This window comes from Rhizobium sp. PEPV16, assembly GCF_008919455.1.
Classification (GTDB): Bacteria; Pseudomonadota; Alphaproteobacteria; order Rhizobiales; family Rhizobiaceae; genus Rhizobium; species Rhizobium leguminosarum_Q.
Map to the genome: position 1 here is coordinate 79,036 of NZ_VSZV01000354.1, position 26,536 is coordinate 105,571.

The 26,536-nt window shown below is 61.5% G+C and carries 26 protein-coding genes and 1 tRNA gene; 14 read left to right on the top strand and 13 right to left on the bottom strand.

What is annotated here, in order from left to right:
- Positions 1 to 4: 4 nt before the first annotated feature.
- The 4 genes from FY112_RS33270 to FY112_RS33285 all read right to left on the bottom strand — a co-directional run bounded on the left by FY112_RS33270 (position 5) and on the right by FY112_RS33285 (position 4,344).
- Entirely contained in the window at positions 5 to 1,108 is a 1,104-nt protein-coding gene (locus tag FY112_RS33270; protein WP_094086966.1) for an ABC transporter permease, read from the bottom strand.
- Positions 1,109 to 1,115: 7 nt separating this feature from the next.
- Positions 1,116 to 2,627, bottom strand: a complete 1,512-nt coding sequence (locus FY112_RS33275; protein ID WP_026158956.1) for an ABC transporter ATP-binding protein — start codon at positions 2,625 to 2,627, stop codon at positions 1,116 to 1,118.
- 88 nt (positions 2,628 to 2,715) lie between these two features.
- Entirely contained in the window at positions 2,716 to 3,708 is a 993-nt protein-coding gene (locus tag FY112_RS33280) for a BMP family ABC transporter substrate-binding protein (RefSeq protein ID WP_017962791.1), read from the bottom strand.
- Between the two features lie 318 nt (positions 3,709 to 4,026).
- A complete protein-coding gene (locus tag FY112_RS33285; protein ID WP_003544459.1) occupies positions 4,027 to 4,344 on the bottom strand; it encodes a hypothetical protein in 318 nt (105 codons plus the stop codon).
- Positions 4,345 to 4,571: 227 nt separating this feature from the next.
- Between FY112_RS33285 and FY112_RS33290 the strand changes: the two genes are divergently transcribed.
- Positions 4,572 to 4,661, top strand: a tRNA-Ser gene (locus FY112_RS33290).
- 232 nt (positions 4,662 to 4,893) lie between these two features.
- Here the strand turns inward: FY112_RS33290 and FY112_RS33295 are convergent.
- A complete protein-coding gene (locus FY112_RS33295) occupies positions 4,894 to 5,706 on the bottom strand; it encodes a hypothetical protein (RefSeq protein ID WP_246700819.1) in 813 nt (270 codons plus the stop codon).
- Positions 5,707 to 5,903: 197 nt separating this feature from the next.
- On the opposite strand from FY112_RS33295, the gene FY112_RS33300 reads away from it, so the two are divergent.
- Together FY112_RS33300 and FY112_RS33305 are read left to right on the top strand one after the other, a co-directional pair.
- Complete coding sequence (locus FY112_RS33300) at positions 5,904 to 6,113, top strand: KTSC domain-containing protein (protein ID WP_041936127.1); 210 nt, start codon at positions 5,904 to 5,906, stop codon at positions 6,111 to 6,113.
- Positions 6,114 to 6,545: 432 nt separating this feature from the next.
- A complete protein-coding gene (locus tag FY112_RS33305; RefSeq protein ID WP_151520282.1) occupies positions 6,546 to 6,785 on the top strand; it encodes a CrpP-related protein in 240 nt (79 codons plus the stop codon).
- Here the strand turns inward: FY112_RS33305 and pncB are convergent.
- The 7 genes from pncB to FY112_RS33340 all read right to left on the bottom strand — a co-directional run bounded on the left by pncB (position 6,767) and on the right by FY112_RS33340 (position 15,516).
- Positions 6,767 to 8,071: a nicotinate phosphoribosyltransferase gene (gene pncB / locus FY112_RS33310; protein ID WP_003544452.1), complete on the bottom strand. Its 1,305-nt coding sequence runs from the start codon at positions 8,069 to 8,071 to the stop codon at positions 6,767 to 6,769. The genes FY112_RS33305 and pncB overlap by 19 nt on opposite strands.
- Before the next feature lie 186 nt (positions 8,072 to 8,257).
- A complete protein-coding gene (locus tag FY112_RS33315) occupies positions 8,258 to 8,605 on the bottom strand; it encodes a hypothetical protein (RefSeq protein ID WP_017962788.1) in 348 nt (115 codons plus the stop codon).
- An 88-nt stretch (positions 8,606 to 8,693) separates the two neighbouring features.
- Complete coding sequence (locus FY112_RS33320) at positions 8,694 to 9,653, bottom strand: glyoxylate/hydroxypyruvate reductase A (RefSeq protein ID WP_151520283.1); 960 nt, start codon at positions 9,651 to 9,653, stop codon at positions 8,694 to 8,696.
- A 9-nt stretch (positions 9,654 to 9,662) separates the two neighbouring features.
- On the bottom strand, positions 9,663 to 11,300 hold the full coding sequence (locus tag FY112_RS33325) for an ABC transporter ATP-binding protein (protein ID WP_151520284.1): 1,638 nt from the start codon (positions 11,298 to 11,300) through the stop codon (positions 9,663 to 9,665).
- Positions 11,297 to 12,445, bottom strand: coding sequence for an ABC transporter permease (locus tag FY112_RS33330; protein WP_151520285.1), 1,149 nt, complete (start codon positions 12,443 to 12,445; stop codon positions 11,297 to 11,299). Before FY112_RS33330 ends, FY112_RS33325 begins: the two co-directional genes overlap by 4 nt.
- Complete coding sequence (locus tag FY112_RS33335) at positions 12,445 to 13,533, bottom strand: microcin C ABC transporter permease YejB (protein WP_017962784.1); 1,089 nt, start codon at positions 13,531 to 13,533, stop codon at positions 12,445 to 12,447. Before FY112_RS33335 ends, FY112_RS33330 begins: the two co-directional genes overlap by 1 nt.
- A gap of 150 nt (positions 13,534 to 13,683) precedes the next feature.
- Positions 13,684 to 15,516, bottom strand: a complete 1,833-nt coding sequence (locus FY112_RS33340; protein WP_151520286.1) for an extracellular solute-binding protein — start codon at positions 15,514 to 15,516, stop codon at positions 13,684 to 13,686.
- A gap of 262 nt (positions 15,517 to 15,778) precedes the next feature.
- Between FY112_RS33340 and mepA the strand changes: the two genes are divergently transcribed.
- The 6 genes from mepA (at position 15,779) to FY112_RS33370 (ending at position 21,797) form a co-directional block, all read left to right on the top strand.
- Positions 15,779 to 16,855: a penicillin-insensitive murein endopeptidase gene (gene mepA, locus FY112_RS33345; RefSeq protein WP_151520287.1), complete on the top strand. Its 1,077-nt coding sequence runs from the start codon at positions 15,779 to 15,781 to the stop codon at positions 16,853 to 16,855.
- Positions 16,856 to 16,941: 86 nt separating this feature from the next.
- Positions 16,942 to 17,322 carry a methylglyoxal synthase gene (locus FY112_RS33350; RefSeq protein ID WP_017962781.1) on the top strand — a complete coding sequence of 127 codons (381 nt, stop codon included), beginning with the start codon at positions 16,942 to 16,944 and terminating at the stop codon, positions 17,320 to 17,322.
- Between the two features lie 17 nt (positions 17,323 to 17,339).
- On the top strand, positions 17,340 to 18,365 hold the full coding sequence (locus FY112_RS33355) for a glucokinase (RefSeq protein WP_151520288.1): 1,026 nt from the start codon (positions 17,340 to 17,342) through the stop codon (positions 18,363 to 18,365).
- A gap of 147 nt (positions 18,366 to 18,512) precedes the next feature.
- Positions 18,513 to 20,300, top strand: a complete 1,788-nt coding sequence (locus FY112_RS33360; RefSeq protein WP_017962779.1) for an ABC transporter ATP-binding protein — start codon at positions 18,513 to 18,515, stop codon at positions 20,298 to 20,300.
- Positions 20,301 to 20,315: 15 nt separating this feature from the next.
- On the top strand, positions 20,316 to 21,140 hold the full coding sequence (dapB, locus tag FY112_RS33365) for a 4-hydroxy-tetrahydrodipicolinate reductase (protein ID WP_094086975.1): 825 nt from the start codon (positions 20,316 to 20,318) through the stop codon (positions 21,138 to 21,140).
- 21 nt (positions 21,141 to 21,161) lie between these two features.
- On the top strand, positions 21,162 to 21,797 hold the full coding sequence (locus tag FY112_RS33370) for a 2,3-bisphosphoglycerate-dependent phosphoglycerate mutase (protein ID WP_094086976.1): 636 nt from the start codon (positions 21,162 to 21,164) through the stop codon (positions 21,795 to 21,797).
- 39 nt (positions 21,798 to 21,836) lie between these two features.
- Here the strand turns inward: FY112_RS33370 and phnF are convergent, their stop codons facing one another.
- A complete protein-coding gene (gene phnF / locus FY112_RS33375; protein WP_131719751.1) occupies positions 21,837 to 22,574 on the bottom strand; it encodes a phosphonate metabolism transcriptional regulator PhnF in 738 nt (245 codons plus the stop codon).
- A gap of 119 nt (positions 22,575 to 22,693) precedes the next feature.
- On the opposite strand from phnF, the gene phnG reads away from it, so the two are divergent.
- The 5 genes from phnG to phnK are packed head-to-tail and all read left to right on the top strand — an operon-like array spanning position 22,694 to position 26,534.
- On the top strand, positions 22,694 to 23,170 hold the full coding sequence (phnG, locus tag FY112_RS33380; protein WP_094086978.1) for a phosphonate C-P lyase system protein PhnG: 477 nt from the start codon (positions 22,694 to 22,696) through the stop codon (positions 23,168 to 23,170).
- Positions 23,170 to 23,778: a phosphonate C-P lyase system protein PhnH gene (gene phnH, locus FY112_RS33385; protein ID WP_131719752.1), complete on the top strand. Its 609-nt coding sequence runs from the start codon at positions 23,170 to 23,172 to the stop codon at positions 23,776 to 23,778. The genes phnG and phnH overlap by 1 nt, the downstream gene beginning before the upstream one ends.
- Before the next feature lie 4 nt (positions 23,779 to 23,782).
- Positions 23,783 to 24,889: a carbon-phosphorus lyase complex subunit PhnI gene (locus FY112_RS33390; protein WP_017962773.1), complete on the top strand. Its 1,107-nt coding sequence runs from the start codon at positions 23,783 to 23,785 to the stop codon at positions 24,887 to 24,889.
- A complete protein-coding gene (locus tag FY112_RS33395) occupies positions 24,886 to 25,761 on the top strand; it encodes an alpha-D-ribose 1-methylphosphonate 5-phosphate C-P-lyase PhnJ (RefSeq protein ID WP_131719754.1) in 876 nt (291 codons plus the stop codon). Before FY112_RS33390 ends, FY112_RS33395 begins: the two co-directional genes overlap by 4 nt.
- A complete protein-coding gene (gene phnK / locus FY112_RS33400; protein ID WP_131629991.1) occupies positions 25,758 to 26,534 on the top strand; it encodes a phosphonate C-P lyase system protein PhnK in 777 nt (258 codons plus the stop codon). Before FY112_RS33395 ends, phnK begins: the two co-directional genes overlap by 4 nt.
- Positions 26,535 to 26,536: the final 2 nt, after the last annotated feature.

Genomic DNA, 26,536 nt, shown 5'->3' on the forward strand with positions numbered 1-26,536 from the left:
CTCCTTAACCGCGCTTGAACTGTTGGTAGAGGCGCACTATCGCAGGCCGGAACATGTATTCCAGCGCGCCGGCAAAGAGGATCACCAGACCCTGGATGACCAGGATCATCTCGCGGGTGATATTCGGCATTTCGAAAGAGATCCAGTCGCCGCCCTGATAGAGGATACCGAAGAGGATCGCGGCCATGATGATGCCGAGCGGATGGTTGCGGCCCATCAGCGAGACCGCGATGCCGACGAAGCCGGCGCCGCCGACGAATTCCACCTGCAGACGGGCAGACGAGCCCATGACTGGATTCAGCGCCATCATGCCGGCGAGCGCGCCGGAGAGCAGCATGGCGATGATCACAGTGCGGGCATAGGGGATGCCGGCATAGGCCGCCGCCGTCGGGCTGACGCCCAGCGTGCGCATCTCGAAACCGAGCTTGGTGCGCCAGACGAGCAACCAGACGAGGTAGCTGACGACGAGCGCAATAATAAAGGAGACGTTGAACGGGGCAGCCCCCAGCTTGGCGCCGAACAGCTGCATGACCCAGCCGAGCTTCGGCAATTGGCCGCCTTCCAGGAAGGTACGGGTTTCCGGCGCCATCTTGCCCGGTACGATCAGCACATGCACAAGGAGGTACACCATCAGCGCTGCGCCGATATAATTGAACATGATCGTCGTGATGACGATATGGCTGCCGCGTTTTGCCTGCAGGAAAGCCGGGATGAAGGCCCAGGCTGCGCCGAACAGGCCGGCGCCGATCACCGCGATCGGCATCGTTACATACCATGGCACGTAGCGGTCGAGCGCCAGCGCCACCAGCGCGCAGCCGAGGCCGCCGAGATAGGCCTGGCCTTCGGAACCGATGTTGAAAAGTCCCGCATGGATCGCCACCGCGACGGAAAGGCCGGTGAAGATGAAGCTCGTCGCGTAATAGAGCGTAAAGCCGATGCCTTCGCCATTGCCGAGCGCGCCCTGGATCAGCAGTGACAGCGCATCGAGCGGGCTTTCACCGATCAGCCAGACGACGAAGCCGGAGATCAGGAAGGCGACAGTGAGGTTCAAAATCGGGATGAGGCCGTAGTTGATCCAGTTTGGTAGCGGAACGGAAGCAGTGCTCATAAAGGCCTCATGCGGCAATGCCGGCCATCATCAGGCCGAGGGTCTGTTCACCGGCATCGGGCGTCTTCTCGCCGACGACATGGCCGGCAAACATGACAAGGATACGGTCTGAAAGGGAGCGGATTTCATCGAGTTCGACGGAGACGAGCAGGATCGCCTTGCCCGCGTCGCGCATTTCGATGATCCGGCGGTGGATGAATTCGATGGCGCCGATATCGACGCCACGTGTCGGTTGGCCGATGATCAGCATCTTCGGATCGCGTTCGATCTCGCGGGCGACGACGATCTTCTGCTGGTTGCCGCCGGAGAAATTCGCCGTCTTTAGCCGCGGGTTCGGCGGGCGGATGTCGTATTTTTCGATCTTCTCCATCGCATCCTTGCGGATCGCTTCGAGATCGAGCAGAGGGCCTTTGCTGTAGGCCGGGTGGCGATGATAGCCGAGCACGGAATTTTCATATTCCTCGAATTTCAGCACCAGGCCCATATGGTGGCGATCTTCAGGAATATGCGCGAGGCCGAGATCACGCAGGCGGGCGGGATCAGCCTTGTCGATCGTCTGGCCATCGAGCAGGATTTCTCCGGAGGTCGGCTTGCGAATGCCGGCAATCGCCTCCAGCAGTTCGGACTGGCCATTGCCGGCGACACCGGCGATGCCGACGATCTCACCGGCGCGCACGTCGAAGGAGACGTTGTCGACCATGGTGACGCCGCGATTGTCCTTGACCGTGAGGTTGCGGACGGAGAGCACGGCGGCCCCAGGGTTTGCCTCGCCTTTCTGCACGCGCAGCAGCACGCGGCGGCCGACCATCAGTTCGGCGAGTTCCTCCACCGTCGTTTCCGCCGTCTTGCGGGTCGCGACCATTTCGCCGCGGCGCATGACCGAGACCGTATCGGTGATCGCCATGATCTCGCGCAGCTTGTGGGTGATGAGGATGATCGTCTTGCCCTGATCGCGCAGCACCTTGAGGATACGGAAGAGATGATCGGCTTCCGCCGGCGTCAGCACGCCCGTCGGCTCGTCGAGGATCAGGATCTCGGCGCCGCGATACATGGCTTTCAGAATCTCGACACGCTGCTGCAGGCCGACCGGCAGCTCTTCGATCAGCGCGTCGGGATCGACCTCCAGGCCATATTCCGTTTCCAGCCGCTTGAGCTCGGCACGGGCCGATGCGACACCCCTGGCCAGCAGCATGCCGCCTTCGGCGCCAAGCATGATGTTCTCGAGCACCGTGAAATTATCGACCAGCATGAAATGCTGGTGCACCATGCCGATGCCGGTGGCGATCGCCGCCTGGCTGTCGCGGATGGTGACCGGATTGCCGTTGACCAGGATCTCGCCGCTATCGGCATGGTAGAAACCGTAGATGATCGACATCAGGGTCGATTTGCCGGCACCGTTTTCGCCGATGATGCCGTGGATCGTTCCCTTGGCAACGGTCAGGTTGATGTCCTTGTTGGCGTGGACGGCACCGAATTTTTTATCGATGCCGACAAGCTCGATAGCGGGCTTATCTGTCACTGCAGACTCCAAATAAGAAAAGGGCGTATGGCGAAAATCCCCTCCGCCATACGCCCGATCTCAATCGTCGATCACATACGGGCGCGGATCACTTCGGGCAAGCGTTGTCCGAGGTGTAATCGTGAACCTTGACGGTTCCCGCGATGATATCGGCCTTGGCCTTGTCGACGGCAGCCTGCATTTCCGGTGTGATCAGCGACTTGTTGTTGTCGTCGATCGCGGCGCCGACACCGTCTTCCTTGACGCCGAGCGCCTGGACACCGCCGGTGAACTTGTCGTTCTTGGTATCGTTGTAGGCATTGTAGACGGCGAGATCGACGCGCTTGACCATCGAAGTCAGGACCGAGCCCGGATGCAGATGGTTCTGGTTGGAGTCGACGCCGATCGACAGCTTCTTGTTGTCGGCGGCGGTCTGCAGAACGCCGAGACCGGTGGCGCCGGCTGCCGCATAAACGACGTCAGCGCCCTGGTCGATCTGGTTCTTGGCCAACTCGCCGCCGCGGACCGGGTCGTTCCAGGCAGCGCCCGTCGTGCCGGTCATGTTCTGGAACACTTCGATATCGGCCTTGACGGAGCGTGCGCCCTGCTCGTAGCCGCATTCGAACTTGCGGATCAGCGGGATGTCCATGCCGCCGACGAAGCCGACCTTGCCGGTCTTGGAGGCCATGCCGGCGAGAACGCCGACGAGGTAGGAACCTTCTTCTTCCTTGTAGACAACCGAGCGGACGTTCGGCTTGTCGACGACGGAGTCAACGATGATGAACTTGGTGTCCGGGAATTCGGCTGCAACCTTCTCGATGGCCGAGGTCCAGGCGAAGGAAACGGCAACCACCGGATTGAAACCACGGCTTGCGAAGTTGCGGATGGCCTGTTCGCCTTGGGTGTCGCCCGTCGGCTCGAAGTCGCGATAGGCAATGCCGGTCTCGGTCTTGAACTTCTCGGCGCCGTTATACGCCGCCTCGTTGAAGGACTTATCGAACTTCCCGCCGGTGCCGTAAACCAGCGCCGGCTTGACATCGGCGGCAAGCGCCGTCGTCGACATGGCAGCCACGGCAAAGAGAGTGAGAAGGGATTTTTTCATTGTGCAGCCCTGTTGTTGCTATTCGTTAGGGGTCCTCCCGCAAGCCCTTTTCGGGCATGTCTGCGGAACCACCGACCTCCCCCCGGAGGCCTGGCTGCGCGCATCCTTGCATGGCTCACGGAAAAATTCACCAGAAATTTTTCAGGCGGTAAAGATTTGCAGCGATTGCCGAAAATCAGCTCTTCAGGGCTGATTTTTGGACATTCCTTGCATCGGAATGCGGATTTTCTAGCCAATCCGGCGACAAATACAAAGGTATAAGAGCGGGCGACGCCCACCCGGATTTCTCGCCCGATCGTGCCGGCAAAACCAGCTTTGCTATGCGGTGAAGCGCCCGGCCACCGGCGGCTTCTTGTAGCCGATCATCCACAGAAGCAGCGCGATCACCAGGAAAACGGCAAAGGCCGGCTGGAGCATCAGCCACTGGAAGATGAGCGTGTAGAAACGCGGGTGGATATAATAGGAAAGGGAGGATTGCAGCGATGTCAGCGTTGTCGGGCTCACATCCTGCCAGGCATCGGAGATCGGCGTCATCACCACGGAGGACGCCGCAACCGATTGGATCGAATCGATGGTCCCGGCAATCACGGCCGCCGCAAGCGCGACAAGACTCGCCAGACGCAACAGGAAACGCATCAATTCCTCCGACGCTCGATATGCCGGACCATTCCGGCCGGCCGCGCCATTCTCCACCTTAGAGAATTACATAGTCATCGATGAGGTGAAGCACAATGGAGTGGCCGAGGCGAGTTTTATCCGAAGAAGTCAAAAAACTGTTAGATTTAGGTTGATCGACGAAAATTCATCGGTATATATCGCGCCGTTCCGACGATTTGCTCCTATCCTAGGCGCGAACGCCCAATGGACAGGTGGCCGAGTGGTTTAAGGCGCACGCCTGGAACGCGTGTGTACGTGAAAGCGTACCGTGGGTTCGAATCCCACCCTGTCCGCCATTTCTCTTTAAAACCCCCGTGCCAGCCTTCGTGACGATCCATTGTGTGTGGCAGCAGCCTCAACGCCCCTGCCGAGATTCCCGGACTTGCAGATATTGGAATGCCCGGCGGCGGCTCGGCATGATCACGACTAGCGCGTCGGCCCGAAAATCGGAATCGATTCGGGCCGACGCGTAGATTCAGAGTGTGCAGCGTCCTTTGCGCGTCTGAAAAGACGTGCGGCGCTGTAGCCCTATTCGAAAATTTCCGAGACGCTCGTCGCTGCGACCACATTCCCTTGACGTCCTCCGTTTGGAGGCCGCCGAGCCTCGGAACTCAGCAGTTTGCGAGCCAGGACGATCGAAACGTAGCACAGTCCGAATGTCGACGCCCATTGGCAAATCACCAGTATTGCCAAAGCGATGAGGTTCAGTTTTCCGTCTGAGAAGATGCTATCGGCTGTGTATGACATCGATGTTGCTGCCGTCATCAATATCAAAGCACCGATGAAGGGAAGAACCAGTCCGGCAAACAGCCGTAAAAAGGTGGGAACCAAACCGCGTTTCCCCCGGCTGAAGGCAGCTGAAAGCCCGCTTTTAGAGCCCGCAATTCCGGCAATAGGCCAGGTTCCGACAAGGGCAAGGAGCAGCGGAAGGATCATTGCGATTACCGCAAGACATAAGAGTAGAAATGCGTTCTTTGATAGAGAAGCGGCGCCGAATGCGACAGGGGCACCAATCCCGATTCCAATGACGACGAGGATGATAAGCAAGTTCTTCCAGATGTAGCCACCAAACCCACGCATGCCGCTGGTCAGGTTTGAAACTTTCCCGTCTCCATTTAATATTGCATTCTGAATGAAGAATCCAAAAGACAAAGAAACGAAAAATTGCGCTGAATTACTTTTGTTTCCACCGCTGTAATCATCAAAAGCGACCAATGCGCAATTGGCTGCAACAACAACACATACAAAAGACAGATTACGTCTTACAAAAGAAATCGCTTCACCGAACATTGCACCCCTGCCATCCCTCGCCTCTGGATAGAAGATATCGTCATTAAACATGGTGCTGTCAAACGTTGATCTTTCTTTTCAGCAAGTTCCCGTACCGAACCCTGCAGAAGCCTCTCGGCCGTGTGGCGACGGTACCCGATTGACGTCCCGACGACCTAAGATTCCTGATTTTTTACCATGCCGCTTCACCGCGTCTTTGCACGTTTGGGTTTATCTTTCTGCCAAACCAAAAAACGGAGATTAAACAGGTGGAAGAACTTTCGGTCAAATCGAAGATCATCAAAACCGTCTATTTCAGCCAGGAAGACGGGCGGCTCAGGATTTGTTTCAAGAATGGCGAGGAACGTCTGTTCGAAGGCGTTCCCTCTTCGGAAGCCCATGCGATGACGGTGGCGCCGTCTCCCGGCCATTATTATCTCGACCGGATCAGAACCCGGTTTCGCAGATTGGCAGCCTGAAAACCCGAGCCGATACCGCCAGCGCGCATTGCGGGATTGTGCGAGATCGGGACAAGGCCGGTGGATATTAACCGGCTGTTAGCCCTCGATATCATCTTGGTTGGATCGCCCCTGCGGGAAAGCGGCAACGTGTCGGCGCTGCCGGCTTGTTCAAGGTCGGCCAGCCAGGAGGCTCGGCGGCGGACCCCAGCCAGGAAGCCGAGCCTCCCCGTCACCGGTGCTCGTTGTGCGTGATGGCGAAGCGCATGAGCGGCTCTCGGACGCCGCCATGCTCTGTTTGTCTGATGAAATGACCCGGAACGGCTGCGACCTCATCATCCCCTGAACTAGCGAATTGGGGCTAATCCTGTGAAAAACCCGAATTGTCGCATCCGGACTCGACAATGCTTTATTAGAATGATTGCATAAATCTGAATAAAGAGGGGGGTAACGATGTTCGAGACTCTGCTTGAGATGCAGGAGCGTGGCGCACGGGACCGTGCGCGTGGCCGCAGTCTGGCCGACAATCCGATGTCGAAGCCGGATATCCTACCGATTGCCGATTTCCAGGAATGGTACTCGATGTTCGACGCCTGGCGCTTCGGTTGGTCGATCGAGGATGCGATGGCGGGGCACATCAATATGCCCCGGGATGGCGGCACATTGGCCCAGACCTACACCAGAACGGTCTGATCGATCCTGTCCTCGGCGCCGAAGAATTTCAGGTAGCGTTCGACCTCGGCCGGGTCGCCGGTCGCCTTCTGCGGGTTGTCGGAGAGCTTCACCGCCGGACGGCCGTTGGCGTCGCTGACCTTGCAGACGACGGAGATCGGGTTGAGGCCGGAGATCTCGATCGGCGCGCAGCCGGAAAAATCGTTCGTCAGGTTCGTGCCCCAGCCGAAGCTCATGCGCACGCGGCCTTCGAAATGCCGGTAGGTATCGATGATGGCGTCGACATCGAGACCGTCGGAGAAGATCAGCAGCTTCTGGCGCGGATCGCGGCCCATCTTCTTCCACCAGTCGATAATCTTCTCGCCGCCTTCGATCGGCGGGGCACTGTCCGGGCGGAAGCCGGTCCAGTCGGCGACCCATTCCGGTGCGTCGCGCAGGAAAGCAGCGGTGCCGAAGGCATCCGGCAGGACGATCAGAAGGTTGCCGCCATAGAGCTTGTTCCAGTCGCGCAGGATCTTGTAAGGCGCGTTGCGCAACTGCTCGTCGGTTTCGGCCAGGGCGGCAGCCACCATCGGCAGCTCGTGAGCATTGGTGCCGACGGCCTCGAGATCGGAATCCATAGCCAGCAATACGTTGCTGGTACCGGCAAAGGCCGGGCCGATGCCTTCCTTCAGCGCCTCGACGCACCAGCGCTGCCAGAGGAAACTGTGGCGGCGGCGAGTGCCGAAATCGGAGATACGCAGGCCCGGCAATTCCTTCAGCCGTTCGACCTTCGACCACATCTTCGCCTTGGCGCGAGCATAGAGCACATCGAGGGTGAATGGACCGAGCGCCTTCATCGCCGAGCGCGAGCGCAGCTCGTTGACGATGGCGAGCGCCGGGATTTCCCACATGGTGGTTTCCTTCCACGATCCGTGGAAATCCAGCACATACTGGCCGTCCTTCTTCGACAGCTCGTATTCGGGAAGCTGGAAATTGGAAAGCCAGGCAAGGAATTCCGGTTCGAAGATCTGCGCGCGACCATAGAAGCTGTTACCCGCAAGCCAGATCATTTCCTTCTTGGAAAGCCTCAGCGTGCGGGCATGATCGAGCTGCTCGCGCAGCTCGCCTTCGTCGAGCTCCTCGGCCAGACGCACCCGCTTGGTGCGGTTGATGAGGGTGAAGGAAGCATTCACGTCCGGATAAAGCTTCCAGATCATCTGCAGCATCAAAAGCTTGTAGAAGTCGGTATCGATCAGACTGCGGATGATCGGATCGAGTTTCCAGGCGTGATTGTAGACGCGTCTTGCGATGTCGGTCCTGGCCATCAAACTCCCGCCCTGTCCACTCCGGTCAGGTGCTGCCAAATCCCCGGGTACTGCCAAGTTCCCAGCCGGCGCACAAAACCGGCTCGTGCGCCTTCTTATCGAAAAATCGGCGACTAAAGTCCAGACAAAACAATGAACGTCCCGCCGCGGTGTGGCGACGGGACGTGAACATGGTTTTGCTCACGATTATTGGGCCGGAGTTGCAGGCGCCACATTCGGAGCGGCCGGCGTGGTGTTCGGCGTTTCGGTCGGAACGGCAGTACCGTTCTGTAGCGCCGGCGCGGGAGCCGGAGCAGGCTGCTGCGACTGGAGCTGCTGACCCGGCTGTTGCGGTGCCACTTCGTCTGCCTCGCGATTACCCCAGATTTCGACGGGGATCCAAACCACGAAGGCAAGCACCAACGCGACGATCAGCACGGTCAAGATGCGATAACCCATGCGTCCCTGCCTTGCCTTCACCGGCGGGATCTGCTCTTCCTTGTGAAGTTTGCCGTCCGACTTTTCCCAGCGTGTTTCCGTCTGATGGGCCATCATCGTCTCCTTCCGCTGTCTTGACGGGCCGATCCGGCCGCGAAGAATTTCCGCAAAGGAAACGGGTGGCTGTCTGGAAGGTTCCGAAAGCTCAATAGCCGGCGGCGCGGTCGACCACGAATTGCAGCGGCTCGCCGCGCTCGAAACGGGCGATCTGCGTCTCGACATGACGGAACAGCGCGTTTTCTTCGGAGACGGCCGCGTCGTGCGGCGTGATGAAGACGTTCCGCAATTCCCATAACGGGTGGTCGGCGGTGAGCGGCTCCACCTCGAAGACGTCGAGGGAAGCTCCGCCGAGAGTGCCGTCACGGATGGCGGAAACGATATCGGCCTCGACCTGGCTCTTGCCGCGGCCGGCATTGATGAAGACTGGCCGTCCGAGCGCGCCGTTGCGGCGCAGCTTCGCAAACAGCCCGGCGTCATAAAAGCCTGATGTTTCAGGCGTCAGCGGCAGCAGGCCGACGAGGATGTCGGTCCTTGCGAGGAAATTATCCAACTCGCTGGCATCGAAGGTTTCGGCGCCGGCGATCTGCTTACGGCTGCGCGACCAGCCGATGACGTTGAAACCCATCACTCTCAGCTTGGCGGCCGCATCTTGCCCGAGAATGCCGAGACCCATGACGCCGACCGTCACTTCTGCCGCCTCCGGCGCGATCAGCTTGGCCCACTCACGCTGCCGCTGATGGCTGTCATGGGCGTATTGCCCGCGCAGATGTATCAGGCATTGCATGACCACCCATTCGCTCATGCGCGTCGTCAAGCTGCGGTCGACGAAGCGGACGATCGGGATCTCAGGCAGGCCCGCCATGCCGATGATGTGGTCGACGCCGGCGCCGCCGGAGAAGATCACTTTCAGGTTCGGCGCCCGTTTGAAGAGATCGGCATCCGGTTTCCAGAGAAGCGCATATTCGACGTCGCGGAAATCGCGTGTCCGATCGGCCGGATCGGCGAGATTGATGCTGCCGCGGTCGGCAAAGGCGGTCTTCAGCACGCGGGCGACGCCTTCGGGGTTGAACTTGATATCGACGAGAACGGGAGGCGTGGTGGGCATGATCTTCTTTTATTGCTGCACGGCGGGCGTCGGCACCGCCTCGATGTTGAAAGCGGCGGCCATCAGCGCCCTTGTGTAATCGTCCTTCGGCGCGCGGAAAATTTCCGCCGACGGTCCCTGCTCCACCACCTTGCCGAAACGCATGACGATGACGTCGTTGGCGAGCGCCTTCACCACCTTCAGGTCGTGGCTGATGAAGAGATAGGCGAGATCGTGCTTCTTCTGCAGATCGCGCAGGAGATCGACCACCTGCGCCTGCACGCTCATGTCGAGCGCGGAGGTCGGCTCGTCGAGCATGACGAAGCGCGGCTTCAGCACCATGGCCCGGGCAATGGCGATGCGCTGGCGCTGGCCGCCGGAGAATTCGTGCGGGTAACGCCAGCGGGTTAGGGGATCAAGCCCCACCTCCTCCAGCGCCCAGCAGACGCGCTGGTCGCGTTCTTCTGATGTCAGCGATCGCTCATGCACCTTCAGCCCTTCGGCGACGATATCGCCGACCGACATGCGGGGGCTGAGCGAGCCGTAGGGATCCTGGAAGACGACCTGCAGCTGGTTGCGCAACGGCCGCATTTCGCTGAACGAATAGCCGGCTATATCCTTGCCGACAAAGGCAATTCGCCCTTGCGAGGAGATCAGCCGGGTGAGCGCCAGGCCGAGCGTGGTCTTGCCGGAACCGGATTCGCCGACGACGCCGAGCGTCTGGCCGGCGCGCAGCGAAAGATCGATGCCGTCGACCGCCTTTACGTGATCGACAACGCGGCGCATCAGCCCTGCTTTGATCGGGAACCAGACGCGGATATCCGAACCTTCCATCACCAATGGTTTCGACGGATCGGCCAGCGGCGGCTCGCCGCGTGGTTCGGAGGCGAGAAGGTGGCGGGTATAGTCGTGCTTCGGATTGGCGAAGACCTCGTCGACGGATCCGGTTTCGACGATCTTGCCCTTGGTCATGACGCAGACGCGATCGGCGAATTTTCGGACGATGCCGAGATCATGGGTGATGAACAGCAGCGACATGCCGTGGACGGCCTTTAACTGCCGGAGCAATTCGAGGATCTGCGCCTGCACGGTGACATCAAGCGCCGTGGTCGGCTCGTCGGCGATCAGCAGCTCCGGCCGGTTGGCGAGCGCCATGGCGATCATGACGCGCTGGCGCTGCCCGCCTGACAGTTCGTGCGGATAGGCCTTCAACCGCTTTTCCGGTTCGCGGATGCCGACCTGGTTCAGCAATTCCAGCACGCGCTCACGCGCCGGCTGGCCGGTAAGGCCCTGGTGCAGAGCGAGGATCTCGGCGATCTGCTTCTCGATCGTATGAAGCGGATTGAGCGAGGTCATCGGCTCCTGGAAGATCATGGTGATGTCGTTGCCGCGCACTTCCCGCAGGGCCCGCTCCGACGCCTTCAAGAGGTCCTTGCCCTTGAACAGGACTTCGCCGGACGGGTGGCTTGCGGAGGGGTAAGGCAGAAGCCGCAGGATCGAATTGGCCGAGACCGATTTGCCGGAGCCCGATTCGCCGACGAGCGCAACGACCTCCCCCTTGGCGATATCGAAAGAAATGTGATCAACGGCAAGCGAGGTTTCGCCGCCCTGATGAAAGGCAACCGAGAGATCGCGGATGGAAAGCAACGGTTCTGTCATGTCACTCATTGAAACGTCTTCCTCGGATCGAAGGCATCGCGCACGGCTTCGCCGATGAAGATCAGCAGGGAAAGCATGATCGACATGGTGAAGAAGGCCGTCAGCCCGAGCCAGGGCGCCTGCAGGTTGGTCTTGCCCTGGGCGATCATTTCGCCGAGCGAAGGGGAGCCCGGCGGCATGCCGAAGCCGAGGAAATCGAGCGAGGTCAGCGTCGTGATCGAGCCGGAGAGGATGAAGGGCAGGAAGGTCAGCGTCGCGACCATGGCGTTCGGCAGCATGTGCCGCCACATGATGGTGCGGTTGTTGACGCCGAGCGCGCGGGCGGCGCGGACATATTCGAAATTGCGGGCGCGCAGGAATTCGGCGCGCACGATGCCGACGAAACCGACCCAGGAAAAGAGCAGCATGATGCCGAGCAGCACGAAGAAGCCTGGCGGCAGAATGGCGGCGATGATCAGCAGGATGTAAAGCACCGGCATCGACGACCAGATTTCGATGAGACGCTGCAGCAGGAGGTCGGTCCAGCCGCCGAAATAGCCCTGCACCGCACCTGCCGTGACGCCGATGATCGCCGAGCAGATGGTGAGCGCCAGGCCGAAGAGCACCGATATGCGGAAACCATAGATGACGCGGGCGAGCACGTCTCGGGCCTGGTCGTCGGTGCCGAGCCAGTTGAGATTGCCGAGAGTGCAGGCGGGATCGTTCATCCCTTGCGGATAGCCGGAGCAACGCTCCTCGTTCGTCATCAGCCAGAACGGGGCGGTCGGCGCCGAATGCGGAATGTTCGAATTGACCGAGCGGTAGGAATAACGGATCGGCGGCCAGATCATCCAGCCATTGGCGTTGATCTCGTCGGCAATGACGGAGGAGCGGTAGTCGGTTTCTGCCAGGAAGCCGCCGAACTTCTCCTCGGGATAGTCGATCAGCACGGGAAACAGGATTTCGCCCTTGTAGGAGGCGATGACCGGCCGGTCGTTGGCGAGGAACTCTGCAAACAGGCTGAGCCCGAACAGCAGCAGGAACAGCCACAGCGACCAGTAGCCGCGGCCGTTCGCCCGGAAATTCTTCCAGCGACGGATGTTCGTCGGCGACAACAGCCCCTTGCGCGGCGGCTTGACGGGGGTTGCAGTGACAGGATTTGCGGCGGCGTCCATCAGACATCCCTCCGCTCGAAATCGATGCGCGGATCGATCCAGGTGTAGATCAGGTCGGAAATCAAGCTGACGAACAGACCGAGCAGCGAGAAGATGTAGAGTGTGGCGAAGACGATCGGATAATCCCGGTTGACCACAGAGAGATAGCCAAGACGGCCGAGGCCATCGAGCGAGAAGATATTTTCGATCAGCAGCGATCCGGTGAAGAAGGCGGAGATGAAGGCGCCGGGGAAACCGGCGATGATGATCAGCATGGCATTGCGGAAAATATGGCCGTAAAGGACCTGCCGCTCATTCAGACCCTTGGCGCGGGCGGTGACGACATACTGCTTCTTGATTTCCTCGATGAAGGAATTCTTGGTCAGCAAGGTCGTCGTCGCGAAGGCTGCAAGCGAAAGTGAGATCAGCGGCAGGGTGAGGTGCCAGAAATAATCGAGCGGCTTCTGCCACCAGGCGAGCTGATCGAAATTGTCGGAAACCAGGCCCCGCAGCGGAAACCAATCGTAGAAGGAGCCGCCGGCGAAAAGCACGATCAGCAGAATGCCAAAGAGGAAGCTCGGGACGGCGTAGCCGACGACGATGACGCCCGAGGTCCAGACGTCGAAGGTCGATCCGTCCTTGACCGCCTTGCGAATGCCGAGCGGGATAGAGATCGCATAGGAGAAGATCAAGATCCAGATGCCGAGCGAGATCGACACCGGCAGCTTCTCCTTGATGAGGTCGAGCACGGAGGTGTTGCGGAAGAAGCTCTCGCCGAAATCGAAGCGGATGTAATTCCACATCATCTCGCCAAAACGCGTCAGCGGCGGCTTGTCGAAGCCGAACTGTTTTTCGAGCTTGGCGATCAGTTCAGGATCGAGCCCTTGGGCGCCGCGATATCTGGAGCCTTCGTCCCCTCCTCCGTCACCCATCAGGTCACCGCCACCGGACAGGCGCTGATCGGCGCCATCGGCCTGGCCGGTCAATTGGGCGATCACCTGCTCGACCGGGCCACCCGGTGCGAATTGAATGACGATGAAGGAAATCGCCATGATGCCGACGATGGTCGGGATCATCAGAAGCAGGCGGCGAATGACATAGGCGCCCATCAGCCTTCAGCCTCCGGAAATCTTCTTCTTGTCTGCCTGCCGTCCAGTCCGATGCTGCTCAATCCGCCAGCCTTCCCTTGCCGGCCGTACCGGCTTGTCGTGATTCGCTTGCCCCATTTGGAGCCGAGGCCGCCTTCAATGCAAGCCCGCTCATTTCGCCGAGGTCGACCACCAGGCATCGGGGAAGCCCAGGCTATAGGCCGGGAATTCGGCGGGATGGGTGATCGTGTTCCAATAGACGATGTTCTGGGTACCGCGGTAGAACAGCGGGATGACGTAGTGGTTTGCAAGCAGTACCCTGTCCATCGCCTTGATCGCCGCGACCTGTTCATCGCGGTTCGGCGCGAAGATGATCATGCGGATGAGCTCATCGACAGCCGGATTGGCAATGCCTGCGTAATTTTGAGACCCCTGCTGATTGACCGAACCGGAGCCCCAATAGTCGGACTGTTCGTTGCCAGGGTTCATCGTCTGCGCCCAGACATTCCAGATCATGTCGTAATCGAAGCTGCGTTCGCGATTGACGGCTTGCGAGGCGTCGACCGTCCGCACGCGCGCATCTATGCCGATTTTCTTCAGATTGCTGGCGTAAGGCACCGCCCAGCGCTCCAGCATCGGGCTCGACAACAGGATCTCGAAGCTCATCGGCTGGCCGGTCTTGGTATTGACCATGCGATTGCCCTTAAGCTCCCATCCCGCTTCCTTCAGAAGAGCAATCGCCTTGCGGAGATTGTCGCGACTTTTCTGAGGGTCGCCGCCGACGGGATTGGTATACGGCGTCGTGAAAACCTGAGGCGGAACCTTGTCCTTCATGCTCTGCAGTATTTCCAACTCACGGCCCTGCGGCAGGCCTGATGAGGCGAGTTCGGTGTTCCAGAAATAGCTGTCGATGCGCTTGTAGCTGTTGAAGGCAACCGTGCGGTTCAACTCCTCAAAATCCAGACCATAGTTCAGCGCCTCGCGGACCCTGGTGTCCTTGAAGAGGTCACGTCGCATGTTGGGTACGAGAGCCTGCATAATGCCGGTGGCGCGCAGCGGGTTTGTAACCTCCTCTTTCTTGACACGCCCTTCCTTCACTGCCGGAAAGTCATATCCCGTCGCCCAGCGGGCAGCCGTGGTTTCCTGCCAGTAGTCGCTATTACCGGCGCGAAAGGCTTCGAACTCGACGTCCCGATCACCAAAATAGGTGTAGATGACATTGCGGAAATTGTTCTGGCCGACATTCACATTGAGGTCCTTGCCCCAATAATCGTCACGCAATTCGTAGCGGATCGTCGCGCCGGGGGAGAAGGAAGCAATCTTGTAAGGTCCCGAACCCATCACGGGCTCCAGCGTCGTCTTTGAGATATCGCGTGGCTTGCCGTCTGGTCCCTGCCCCTCCCACCAATGTTTCGGCACGACCACCAACTGACCGAGAATATTCGGGAGCTCTCGGTTGTTCTTCTCGTCGAAGGTGAAGGTGACGTCGCGATCGCCGGTCTTTTCGGCTTTCACCACGTGGCGGTAATAGTTCGCCGTGAGGGGATTTAATTCCTTGGTCTTATCCAGGCTGAAGATGACATCCTCGGGCGTGACCGGCTGACCATCTGCCCATTTTGCCTCCTTACGCAGGCGAAAGGTTGCGCTCGAGACATCGGCGGGGAAGGACAGCCCTTCGGCGAGCAAGCCGTAGGAGACAAGCAGCTCGTCATCTGCCGCCTTCATCAAGGTGTCGTATACGAGCGTCAGGCCTACTCCCACCTGGCCTTTGGCAAGTACCGGGTTGAAGGTGTCGAAGGCCCCGCTCGCGGAGAGGCGGAGGTCTCCACCCTTCGGGGCATTAGGGTTCACATAGTCGAAATGAGTAAAGCCCGGCTTGTACTTCATCTCGCTGATGACCGAGCTTCCGATCTGAAACGGCTGGCCCTCAGCCAATGCCGTCCGCGGCGCCAGAGCACCCGCAAGCGACAGAAACAGACCGATTTTCGACCACAAAGCCGCCATTCCCATTTCCCCTGAATATTGATGGATACGACAATACGAGAAATAGGGGCGAAAAACAGGAGAGAGTCTGGTTTTTGCCGGGCTCGCGACATTTTGAGCCGCCAGCTCCCGTCAAAGGTCAGCTCCTGTCAATGCCTGAGGCGCTGCGGCGTTCCGTCACCGGCCCCTGCTGCGCCCGTCCAGCAAATCATCGATTCACCAAAATCGCTTTTCAGGATAGATTCGAGTGCAGATCACTTCGACATCGAATTAAGGGAACAGCATGGCTTTCGGCTTCGCCCAGGCTTTCAGGACATTAGGCACACTGGCGCTGGCCGGCGCGATCGGCGCAGGCCTTGCCGTTGGCGACGTCGGCGCTGAGCAGAAGACGCCGAGCCCGGGCAGCGCCAAGGGGCAGTTCGGCGCCGTCGGCCTGCCGACGCAGGGGCCGGCACAGCCGATCGGCTTTTACGCAAAGGGCTGCATGACGGGTGCGGTGGCGCTGCCGACCGACGGGCCGACCTGGCAGGCGATGCGGCTTTCGCGCAACCGTCGCTGGGGCAATCCGGCCATGATCGCGCTCTTGGAGCGGTTTTCGCAGGATGCGGTCAAATATGCCGGCTGGCCGGGCATCCTTGTCGGCGATATCGCGCAACCACGCGGCGGGCCGATGCTCAACGGCCATTCCTCGCACCAGATTGGCCTCGATGCCGATATCTGGTTTAGCCCGATGCCGGCGCGCCGCATGACGGCCGAGGAGCGCCAGGACCTGCCCTTCACCACCATGCTGCAGAAGGGCAAGTTCCTGACCGTCGACCCCAAGGTGTGGACGCAATCGCACGCGCGGCTGCTGATGCTCGCGGCGAGCTATCCCGAAGTGGAGCGCATCTTCGTCAATCCGGCGATCAAGAAGAAAATGTGCGACACCTGGGCCGGCGACCGCACCAACCTTGGTAAGCTCCGGCCGATATACGGCCATGACTCGCATTTCCACATCCGCATCAAATGCCCTTCGGGCGCTGCCGCATGCACGCCGCAAGCTCCTGTCCCCGCCGGCGACGGCTGCGACAAGTCGCTCGCCTATTGGTTCACGCCGGCGCCTTGGGCGCCGCCGAAACCGCCCAAGCCCGGCGCCAAGCCGCCGAAGCCGCCGCGTGAGATGATGGTCACCGATCTGCCCAACGCTTGCGCCGCCGTGCTCAATGCCGCTTCCGTTGCTTCGATGCAGGCCGCCACCTATGGTGGACCCTCCGCCGCAAGCGCGCTCGCCGCCGCTCCGGCAGCCGCGTCGGCTGAGGGCACCGATGGCGCGTTACCGGATGTCGGCCCAGTTCCGAACGACAAGCCGGCGATCCAATGAAGGGGCGGATGCTCTGTCTTTCAAATCGCAAATTCTTGGTATACAGCGGTCAAATCGATTGAATTGTTGGGGCGGAGATTCACTTCATGGCCGGCGGCAAATGCCTTGCGCTGATCGCGCATGACCAGAAGAAGGACGACATGGCGGCGTTCGCCCGCGCCAACCAGGATCTTCTCTCGCGCTGGAAGATCGTCGCCACCGGCACGACCGGCGGGCGGGTGCTCGACGCCGCTCCCGATCTTGACGTCGTCAGGCTGAAAAGCGGACCGCTCGGCGGCGACCAGCAGATCGGCGCGCTGATTTCGACCGGCGAGGTCGACGCCCTGATCTTCTTCGTCGACCCCTTGACGCCGATGCCGCACGATGTCGACGTGAAGGCGCTGATGCGGCTGGCGATCGTTTACGATATTCCGATGGCGCTCAACCACGCGACCGCTATAAAACTTCTTCCCACACTCGAAGCCTGATCAGCACGGAACCGGCCATGCCAAAACCGAACAACAGCACCGCTCCGCTGCCTTTCCCGATCCTGATCGGCGATATCGGCGGCACCAATGCCCGCTTCTCCATCCTGACCGATGCCTACGCCGAGCCGAAGCAGTTTCCGAACGTGCGCACGGCGGATTTTGCCACGATCGACGAAGCGATCCAGCAAGGCGTGCTCGACAAGACCGCCGTGCAGCCGCGCTCGGCGATCCTCGCCGTCGCCGGCCCGATCAACGACGACGAGATCCCGCTGACCAATTGCGACTGGGTGGTGCGGCCGAAGACGATGATCGAGGGCCTCGGCATGGAGGATGTGCTCGTCGTCAACGATTTCGAGGCGCAGGCGCTGGCAATCGCCGCGCTTTCGGATGAAAACCGCGAACGCATCGGCGACGCCACCGGCGACATGATCGCCTCCCGCGTCGTGCTCGGACCGGGCACCGGCCTCGGCGTCGGCGGGCTCGTGCATGCCCAGCACAGCTGGATCCCGGTTCCCGGCGAAGGTGGCCATGTCGATCTCGGGCCGCGCAGCAAGCGTGACTATCAAATCTTCCCGCATATCGAGACGATCGAAGGCCGCGTTTCGGCTGAGCAGATTCTCTGCGGGCGCGGCCTCGTCAACCTCTATCACGCCATCTGCGTGGTCGACGGCATCGAGCCGACGATGAAGGATCCCGCCGACATCACCTCGCACGCGCTTGCCGGCAGCGACAAGGCAGCCATAGAGACCGTCTCGCTGTTTGCCACCTATCTCGGCCGCGTGGCGGGCGACATGGCGATGGTGTTCATGGCGCGCGGCGGCGTCTATCTCTCCGGCGGGATTTCGCAGAAGATCATCCCGGCGCTGAAGAAGCAGGAATTCCGCATCGCCTTCGAGGACAAGGCGCCGCATACGGCGCTGCTTCGCACCATCCCGACCTATGTGGTGACACATCCGCTGGCGGCGCTTGCCGGGCTTTCCTCCTATGCGCGCATGCCGGCGAATTTCGGCGTCTCGACGGAAGGCCGCCGCTGGCGGCGTTAAGCTCGGCATGCAAGGCAATAGAGCGTTCTTGGCGCGTCCCATCCGGACGCGCGGCGCTCTAGCCAAACCGGTCCCAACTCTTTATAGACCCCGGCAAAAGTGCGTGTCGCCCTCGCGGGGCGCTTAGCCCGAGACAGGAAACCCTATTTGGAAGCGGCGGAAAGCAGAACGCAGAGCGTCAGCAGCGATACCGTAACCGGCATCCTGAAGCGCATCATCGCTGAAAACGGCCGCGACCATCTGTGGGGCTATGTCTTTGCGATCGCCTGCCTCATCGTGGTGGCGCTTTCGACGGCGTTTACCGCCTGGATCATGCGGGCAATCATCGACGAGGCCTTCGCCAATCGGCGCGCCGACGTCGTCTGGATCATCTGTCTTTCGATCTTCATCGCCTTCGTGCTGCGCGGTTTTGCGAGCTATGGCCAGGCGGTGGCGCTTTCCAGGGTCGGCAACGATATCGTCGCCCGTTACCAGCGCCGGCTCTATGCGCATCTGATGACGCTTTCGGTCGGCTTCTTCAGCGAGGCGCGCTCGGCCCATATCGCTGCGCAGGTGAGCCAGAATGTCAGCGGCATCCGCGACGTGCTCAACCTGACGATCACCTCGACGGTGCGCGACCTGCTCACCTTCGTTTCGCTGCTCGCCGTGATGATCATCCAGGATCCGCTGCTCAGCCTTGCCGTGTTCATCATGGCGCCGCCGCTGCTTTATGCATTGCGCTATGTTTCCAAGCGGCTGCGCTCGGCGACCCGCGAGGCCGTGCACCTGAACAGCCACGTTCTCGGCGCCATGCAGGAGACGATCCAGGGCATCGCCATCGTGAAAGCCTTCACGATGGAAGAAGAACTGGAACGCAAGGTCAACAAGCTCATCAAGGGCGCCGAAAGCCGGGCGAACCGGATTGCCCGGCTTTCCGAACGCACCTCTCCGCTGACGGAAAGCTTCGCAGGTTTTGCCGTCGCCAGCGTGCTTGCCTATGCCGCCTACCGCTCGATCTACTTCAATGTGCCGCCGGGCGCCTTCTTCTCCTTCGTCACGGCGCTGCTGCTCGCCTATGACCCGGCCCGCCGGCTTGCCCGCCTGCAGGTGCAGATGGAGCGCGCCGTCGTGAATGCGCGGATGATCTATGAACTGCTCGACATGGAACCGCGCCAGCGCGACCTGCCGGATGCCCGGCCGCTGACGGTGACGCAGGCAAGGATCGAATTCCGCAATGTTTCCTTCGCCTACGGCAATGAGAGCGTGCTTAGCGGCGTCAGTTTCACCGCCGAGGGCGGCGCGACCACTGCGCTGGTCGGTCCCTCCGGCGCCGGCAAGTCCACCGTGATCAGCCTCATTCCGCGCTTCTACGATCCGCGCGAGGGCGAAATCCTGATCGACGGACAGGACATCGCCCACATCACCAAGAAGTCGCTGCGTCAGCAGCTCGCCTATGTCTCGCAGCAGCCCTATCTGTTCGAGGGCACGATCCGCGACAATATACGCTATGGCCGGCCGGAAGCGACCGATGCCGAGGTGGAAGAGGCCGCCCGGCTTGCCTATGCGCATGACTTCATCTCGGCACAGCCGCAGGGTTACGAGACACCGGTCGGCGAAAACGGCGTGACGCTTTCGGGCGGCCAGCGCCAGCGGCTATCGATCGCGCGCGCTTTGGTGCGCAATGCGCCGATCCTGCTTCTCGACGAGGCGACCTCGGCCCTTGACACCGAATCCGAGGCGGCCGTGCAGAAAGCGCTCGACGAAGCGATGAGCGGACGCACCGTCGTCGTCATCGCCCATCGGCTTTCGACCGTGGTGCGCGCCGACAAGATCGTCGTCATGCAGCAGGGCCGCGTCGTCGAGGAAGGCAATCACGAGACGCTTGCGAAGGTCAGCGACGGTCTTTACGCTCGCCTCAACAACCTGCAGAGGCCTTCGGCCTCCGATTCAAACTGACCTGGTGAGACTGACATGAGCGATGCTGCGATGAAACTGGTGGTGGTCGGCGCAGCAGGACGCATGGGGCAGACGCTGATCCGGCTCATCCATTCCATCGAGGGCGTGAGCCTGCATGCCGCGGTCGAGCGCGCCGGCTCGCCCTTCGTCGGTAAGGATGCCGGCGAGATCGCCGGTCTCGGCCCGACCGGTGTCATCATCGGCGACGATCCGCTCAACGCTTTTCTCGATGCCGAAGGCGTGCTCGACTTCACCTCGCCTGCCGCAACGGTGGAATTTTCAGGCCTCGCCGCGCAGGCCCGCATCGTCCATATCATCGGCACGACGGGCTGTTTACCCGACGACAATGCCAAGATCGCCGCGGCGGCCCGCCATGCGCGCGTCGTCAAGTCAGGCAATATGAGCCTCGGGGTCAATCTGCTCGGCGTGCTCGCAGAGCAGGCAGCGCGTGCGCTTGATCCTGTCGACTGGGATATCGAGATCCTGGAAATGCACCACAAGCACAAGGTGGACGCGCCTTCAGGCACAGCCCTTCTCCTCGGCGAGGCCGCGGCAAAAGGGCGCGGCATCGATCTTGCCTCGAAATCGGTCCGGGTGCGCGACGGCCATACGGGCGCCCGCGAGGCGGGCACGATCGGCTTTGCGACGCTGCGCGGCGGCTCCGTCATCGGCGAACATTCCGTGCTTTTTGCCGGAGAAGGTGAAATCGTCACCCTGTCGCACAGTGCGGCCGACCGCTCGATCTTTGCGCGCGGCGCCATCAAGGCGGCGCTCTGGGCGCGTGACAAGAAGCCGGGTCTCTATTCCATGCTCGACGTGCTCGGGCTCTCTTCCTCATAACGATACTACGGAGGCAAATTCATGAGCGGTACCCTCGTCCTCGTTCGCCACGGCCAGAGTGACTGGAACCTGAAGAATCTCTTCACCGGCTGGAAGGATCCCGATCTGACCGAGCTCGGTATCCAGGAAGCTAATGCAGGCGGTGCCGCACTCGCGGACTACGGGATCAAATTCGACGTCGCCTACACCTCGGTGCTGGTGCGTGCGCAGCACACGCTGAAGCTCATCCTCGACAAGGTCGGCCAGCCCGATCTCCTGACGATCCGCGACCAGGCGCTGAACGAGCGCGACTACGGCGACCTCTCCGGTCTCAACAAGGACGATGCGCGCGCCAAATGGGGCGAGGAACAGGTGCATATCTGGCGCCGTTCCTATGACGTGCCTCCTCCCGGCGGTGAAAGCCTGCGTGACACCGGCGCCCGCGTCTGGCCCTACTACCTCACGGAGATCTTGCCGCGCGTGCTCAGGGGCGAGAAGGTGCTGGTTGCCGCGCACGGCAATTCGCTGCGCTCGCTGGTGATGGTGCTCGACAAGCTCAGCCGCGAAGGCGTGCTTGCCCTCAACCTCGCGACCGGCGTGCCGATGGTCTACACGCTGAAGGCGGATTCCACTGTCGCGTCCAAGGAAGTGCTCGGCGACATGTCGGGCGCACATTGATCTCAGCTGATCTTTCCCCGCTTCGGCGGGGAAAGGCGCTCAATTTTCGATGGTGAACTGTACCCGGTCGGCCGCGAAGCGGCTGATCGAATATTGCACCGGCACACCCTCAAGATCGGTATTCATCGCCTTGGCGATCAGCAGGATCGCGCCGGGGGTGAGTTCGAGGTCGGCCATATCGGCTGCACTGGCATGGGCTGCCGTCACCTCGGTCGTCGCCCGGACGTAATCCGGCAGGCCGAGTTCGGCGAAAGCCTTGGTGATCGATTCCCCCGTCCGGTAAGCCTCACCGATACCGGCAAAGCGCTTGGCGGGAAACCAGCTCGTCGCCCTTGAAACCGGCCGCTTATCTGCCTGGCGCAATGTTTCCAGGCGGATCACCTGATCTCCTTGCTTCAGGCCCAGCCAGCGGGCGATCTCGGCACTCGCCTCCTCCTTCGCCTCATCGAGCAGAAGGCCGCGCATTTCACGCGCCTGATCGCCGATGCCGGCGGTGAAACGCGTGCGCCGGGTGATCGGGAAATTCAACCGCTCCTTGCGCTCGATCAGCGTGCCGCGGCCTTGTACCGCACGGACGATCCCCTCCTGGGCGAGCGCCGCCAGCGCGCTGCGCACCGTATGCCGGTTGACGCCGAATTGCAGCGCCAGCATGGTTTCCGGCGGCACCATTCCCGTTTCGTCATAGGCTCCGTTGCTGATCGCCTCGCGAATCCGATCGGCGATCTGGCGCCAGAGCGCCACGCCGGTTTGCCTTTGCACCTGCTTCAATCCCGCCATTCCACCCCTGCCCTGCCATTTCACGCCGACGATGTCACACGCTTGTCACGACATCGATTTAGAGCTAAGTGTATCTTGTATGGTTGTCTATATCAATAGACATTTTAAGGGAAGCGGCGATGATATCAGCGGACAGGACAGACGCTGCGTCACAGACGGCATCCGGGCGCAAACGCGCCGCCGATCTGCTGGCGCGGGCGGAGCGCAGCGAACTCTTGGCAGTCTTCGATGCGCTGCCGGAAAAGCCTGTGGCCCATCCGGTGCGCGGACCGGAAACCGGGCTGGTGATGGTGCGCGGACGCATCGGCGGCGGCGGCGCTCCCTTCAACCTGGGGGAAGTGACCGTGACGCGAGCGACCGTCCGGCTCGACTCCGGCTCGGTCGGCCATGCGCAGGCGCTCGGCACCGACCGTGAAAAGGCCAGGCTTGCGGCGATCTTCGACGCGCTCTGGCAGGAGGAGGCGACGCAGGGTTTCGTCGAACAGGCCCTGCTTTTACCGATCGCCGAGCGGATCGCCGATGCCGAACGCCGCAAGGCGGACGAGACGGCGGCAACCCGCGTCGATTTCTTCACCATGGTGCGGGGAGACAACTGATGGGCCTGAGGACAGAAGCTCTGACCGGCGGCTTTGCCGAGCCGGTCTTCCATGCCCAGAGCGTCTTCAAGATGCTGATGGACGGCATGGCGCGCCCCGGCACGATCCAGACCGTTCAGCCCGATGTCGCTCCGCCGGCACCGCTCGGCATCGCCGCCGGCACGATCGCGCTGACGCTTTGCGACCACGACACGCCCGTCTGGCTTTCCCAGGGACTGGCGAGATCCGCCGTGCCGGAGTGGCTCGGCTTCCATACCGGCGCGCCGTTGACCACCGAAAAAGCCGAAGCGCGCTTTGCCTTCACCGAGGCCGGCACCGCACCTTCCTCCTTCGGCCTCTTTGCATCAGGTACGCAGGAATATCCCGACCGCTCGACGACCCTCATCGTCGAACTCGCCGAACTCGAGGGCGGCCGCAGGCTGGCGCTGATGGGTCCCGGCATCCAGAGCGTGGCGGAGATCGCGCCTATCGGCCTGCCGGAGACCTTCCTGCGGCTCTGGACCGAGAACCGCGCGCTCTTTCCGCGCGGCGTCGACATCGTGCTGACGGCGGGTAAACGCTTCCTCTGCCTGCCGCGCACCACCAAGATCACAGTAACGGAGATCTGAGCTCATGTATGTCGCCGTCAAGGGTGGCGAGACCGCCATCGCCAATGCCCACCGCCTGCTCGCCGACCGCCGCCGCGGCGACCGTTCGCTGCCGGCGATCGGCATCGAACAGATCGTGGCGCAGCTGGCGCTCGCCGTCGACCGCGTCATGGCCGAGGCCTCGCTTTTCGACCGTACGCTCGCAGCCCTTGCCATCCGCCAATCGCGGGGCGACATGATCGAGGCGATCTTCCTGCTGCGCGCCTACCGCACGACGCTGCCGCGTTTCGGCTATTCCAGGCCGCTCGACACGGCTGATATGACGATCGAACGCCGCATCTCGGCGACCTACAAGGATCTGCCGGGCGGCCAGCTTCTCGGCCCCACCTTCGACTATACCCACCGCCTGCTCGATCCCTCCCTGCTTTCGGACGAGGCGGTCGAGACGCCCGCTCAACGCGCCGCCGAAACCGGCCGCGTCATGCGCGTCTCCGAGATCCTCGGCGAGGAAGGCCTGATCGAGGCCGACGGCGACATGCCGGAAGATCACGAGATCGGCGATCTGACCCGCGAGCCGATGGAATTCCCGATGACCCGCGACTTGCGCCTGCAGGCGCTTGCCCGCGGCGACGAGGGCTTCCTGCTGGCGCTCGGTTATTCCACTCAGCGCGGCTATGGCCGGAACCACCCCTTCACCGGTGAAATCCGCATCGGCGACGTCGAGGTAGAATTCGACGTGCCGGAACTCGGCTTCGCCGTCTCGCTCGGCACCATCCAGATCACCGAATGCCAGATGGTCAACCAGTTCAAGGGTTCGGCCAAGGCGCCGCCGCAATTTACCCGCGGCTACGGCCTGGTCTTTGGCCAGAGTGAGCGCAAGGCGATGGCGATGTCGCTGGTGGACCGGGCTCTTCGCGCCGAAGAGCTCGGCGAGGATATCACAGCGCCGGCACAGGACGAGGAATTCGTCATCTCGCACTCCGACAACGTCCAGGCGACGGGCTTCGTCGAGCACCTGAAGCTTCCGCATTATGTGGACTTCCAGGCCGAACTCGATCTCGTCCGCCGCATGCGCCGCGAATTCGAAGCCGCCCGCAACGGTGGCGAAGACATGAAGGAAGCCGCCGAATGACCGATCTGGCCAGCTACAACTTCGCCTATCTCGACGAACAGACCAAGCGGATGATCCGCCGGGCGATCCTGAAGGCAATCGCCATTCCCGGCTATCAGGTGCCCTTCGCCTCGCGCGAAATGCCGATGCCCTATGGCTGGGGCACCGGCGGCGTGCAGGTGACGGCCTCGATCATCGGACCGGACGACGTGCTGAAGGTCATCGACCAGGGTGCCGACGACACGACCAACGCCGTTTCCATCCGCGCCTTCTTCCAGAAGGTCGCCAATGTCGCGGTGACGACGCATACCAAGGATGCGACGATCATCCAGACGCGCCACCGCATTCCCGAGGAAAAGCTCGAGGCGGGCCAGGTGCTCGTCTACCAGGTGCCGATCCCCGAGCCGCTGCGCTTCCTCGAGCCGCGCGAGACCGAGACCCGCAAGATGCATGCGCTCGAAGAATACGGCCTCATGCATGTGAAGCTCTACGAGGACATCGCCCATAACGGCCGCATCTCGCGGACTTACGCCTATCCGGTGAAGGTCCATGGCCGCTATGTCATGGACCCGTCGCCGACGCCGAAATTCGACAATCCGAAGATGCATATGTCGGACGCGCTGCAGCTCTTCGGCGCCGGACGCGAGAAGCGCATTTATGCGGTCCCGCCCTATACCAACGTCGTCAGCCTGGACTTCGAGGATTACCCTTTCGATATCCAGCGCTTCGACAAACCCTGCGCCCTTTGCGGCGCCGAGGAAGTCTATCTCGACGAAGTGGTTCTCGACGACAAGGGTGGGCGCATGTTCGTCTGCTCCGACACCGATTATTGCGAAGACCGCCGCGCGCACGGATATGCCGGCGAAATGCTGGCCCGGGAGGCTGCAGAATGAGCGATACTCCGCTTCTCAAAGTCCGTGACGTTTCGAAATTCTACGGCAACCGTATCGGCTGCCGCGACGTCTCCTTCGAGCTCTGGCCCGGCGAAGTGCTCGCCATCGTCGGTGAATCCGGCTCCGGCAAGACGACGCTGCTCAACTGCCTCTCCACTCGGCTGCTGCCGAGCACCGGCAGCGTCGAATATCACATGCGCGACGGCAGCTACCGCGACCTCTATCGCATGAACGAGGCCGAGCGGCGCTTCCTGATGCGCACCGACTGGGGCTTCGTGCATCAGAACCCGGCCGACGGCCTGCGCATGACGGTCTCTGCCGGCGCCAATGTCGGCGAACGGCTGATGGCGATCGGCGACCGGCACTATGGCAAGATCCGTGCCTCGGCGATCGACTGGCTCGAACGCGTCGAGATCGACGCCGACCGCATAGACGACCAGCCGCGCGCCTTTTCCGGCGGCATGCGCCAGCGATTGCAGATCGCTCGCAACCTCGTCACCGGCCCGCGCCTCGTCTTCATGGACGAGCCGACCGGCGGCCTCGACGTCTCGGTGCAGGCGCGACTGCTCGACCTCGTGCGCGGCCTCGTCAACGATCTCGGTCTCTCGGCCATCATCGTCACCCACGATCTCGCCGTCGCCCGCCTCCTCTCGCACCGGATGATGGTGATGAAGGACGGCTACGTCATCGAACACGGGCTCACCGACCGCGTGCTCGACGACCCGCGCGAACCCTACACGCAGCTGCTCGTTTCCTCGATCCTGCAGGTCTGAGG

What these genes read in the sequence shown, in the direction of transcription:
- FY112_RS33270 (WP_094086966.1), bottom strand. Translation starts at nt 1,108, where the DNA reads ATGAGCACTGCTTCCGTTCCGCTACCAAACTGGATCAACTACGGCCTC.
- FY112_RS33280 (WP_017962791.1), bottom strand. Translation starts at nt 3,708, where the DNA reads ATGAAAAAATCCCTTCTCACTCTCTTTGCCGTGGCTGCCATGTCGACG.
- FY112_RS33285 (WP_003544459.1), bottom strand. Translation starts at nt 4,344, where the DNA reads ATGCGTTTCCTGTTGCGTCTGGCGAGTCTTGTCGCGCTTGCGGCGGCC.
- FY112_RS33295 (WP_246700819.1), bottom strand. Translation starts at nt 5,706, where the DNA reads ATGTTTAATGACGATATCTTCTATCCAGAGGCGAGGGATGGCAGGGGT.
- FY112_RS33305 (WP_151520282.1), top strand. Translation starts at nt 6,546, where the DNA reads ATGTTCGAGACTCTGCTTGAGATGCAGGAGCGTGGCGCACGGGACCGT.
- pncB (WP_003544452.1), bottom strand. Translation starts at nt 8,071, where the DNA reads ATGGCCAGGACCGACATCGCAAGACGCGTCTACAATCACGCCTGGAAA.
- FY112_RS33315 (WP_017962788.1), bottom strand. Translation starts at nt 8,605, where the DNA reads ATGATGGCCCATCAGACGGAAACACGCTGGGAAAAGTCGGACGGCAAA.
- FY112_RS33320 (WP_151520283.1), bottom strand. Translation starts at nt 9,653, where the DNA reads ATGCCCACCACGCCTCCCGTTCTCGTCGATATCAAGTTCAACCCCGAA.
- FY112_RS33325 (WP_151520284.1), bottom strand. Translation starts at nt 11,300, where the DNA reads ATGAGTGACATGACAGAACCGTTGCTTTCCATCCGCGATCTCTCGGTT.
- FY112_RS33330 (WP_151520285.1), bottom strand. Translation starts at nt 12,445, where the DNA reads ATGGACGCCGCCGCAAATCCTGTCACTGCAACCCCCGTCAAGCCGCCG.
- FY112_RS33335 (WP_017962784.1), bottom strand. Translation starts at nt 13,533, where the DNA reads ATGGGCGCCTATGTCATTCGCCGCCTGCTTCTGATGATCCCGACCATC.
- FY112_RS33340 (WP_151520286.1), bottom strand. Translation starts at nt 15,516, where the DNA reads ATGGCGGCTTTGTGGTCGAAAATCGGTCTGTTTCTGTCGCTTGCGGGT.
- mepA (WP_151520287.1), top strand. Translation starts at nt 15,779, where the DNA reads ATGGCTTTCGGCTTCGCCCAGGCTTTCAGGACATTAGGCACACTGGCG.
- FY112_RS33350 (WP_017962781.1), top strand. Translation starts at nt 16,942, where the DNA reads ATGGCCGGCGGCAAATGCCTTGCGCTGATCGCGCATGACCAGAAGAAG.
- FY112_RS33355 (WP_151520288.1), top strand. Translation starts at nt 17,340, where the DNA reads ATGCCAAAACCGAACAACAGCACCGCTCCGCTGCCTTTCCCGATCCTG.
- dapB (WP_094086975.1), top strand. Translation starts at nt 20,316, where the DNA reads ATGAGCGATGCTGCGATGAAACTGGTGGTGGTCGGCGCAGCAGGACGC.
- FY112_RS33370 (WP_094086976.1), top strand. Translation starts at nt 21,162, where the DNA reads ATGAGCGGTACCCTCGTCCTCGTTCGCCACGGCCAGAGTGACTGGAAC.
- phnF (WP_131719751.1), bottom strand. Translation starts at nt 22,574, where the DNA reads ATGGCGGGATTGAAGCAGGTGCAAAGGCAAACCGGCGTGGCGCTCTGG.
- phnG (WP_094086978.1), top strand. Translation starts at nt 22,694, where the DNA reads ATGATATCAGCGGACAGGACAGACGCTGCGTCACAGACGGCATCCGGG.
- phnH (WP_131719752.1), top strand. Translation starts at nt 23,170, where the DNA reads ATGGGCCTGAGGACAGAAGCTCTGACCGGCGGCTTTGCCGAGCCGGTC.
- FY112_RS33390 (WP_017962773.1), top strand. Translation starts at nt 23,783, where the DNA reads ATGTATGTCGCCGTCAAGGGTGGCGAGACCGCCATCGCCAATGCCCAC.
- FY112_RS33395 (WP_131719754.1), top strand. Translation starts at nt 24,886, where the DNA reads ATGACCGATCTGGCCAGCTACAACTTCGCCTATCTCGACGAACAGACC.
- phnK (WP_131629991.1), top strand. Translation starts at nt 25,758, where the DNA reads ATGAGCGATACTCCGCTTCTCAAAGTCCGTGACGTTTCGAAATTCTAC.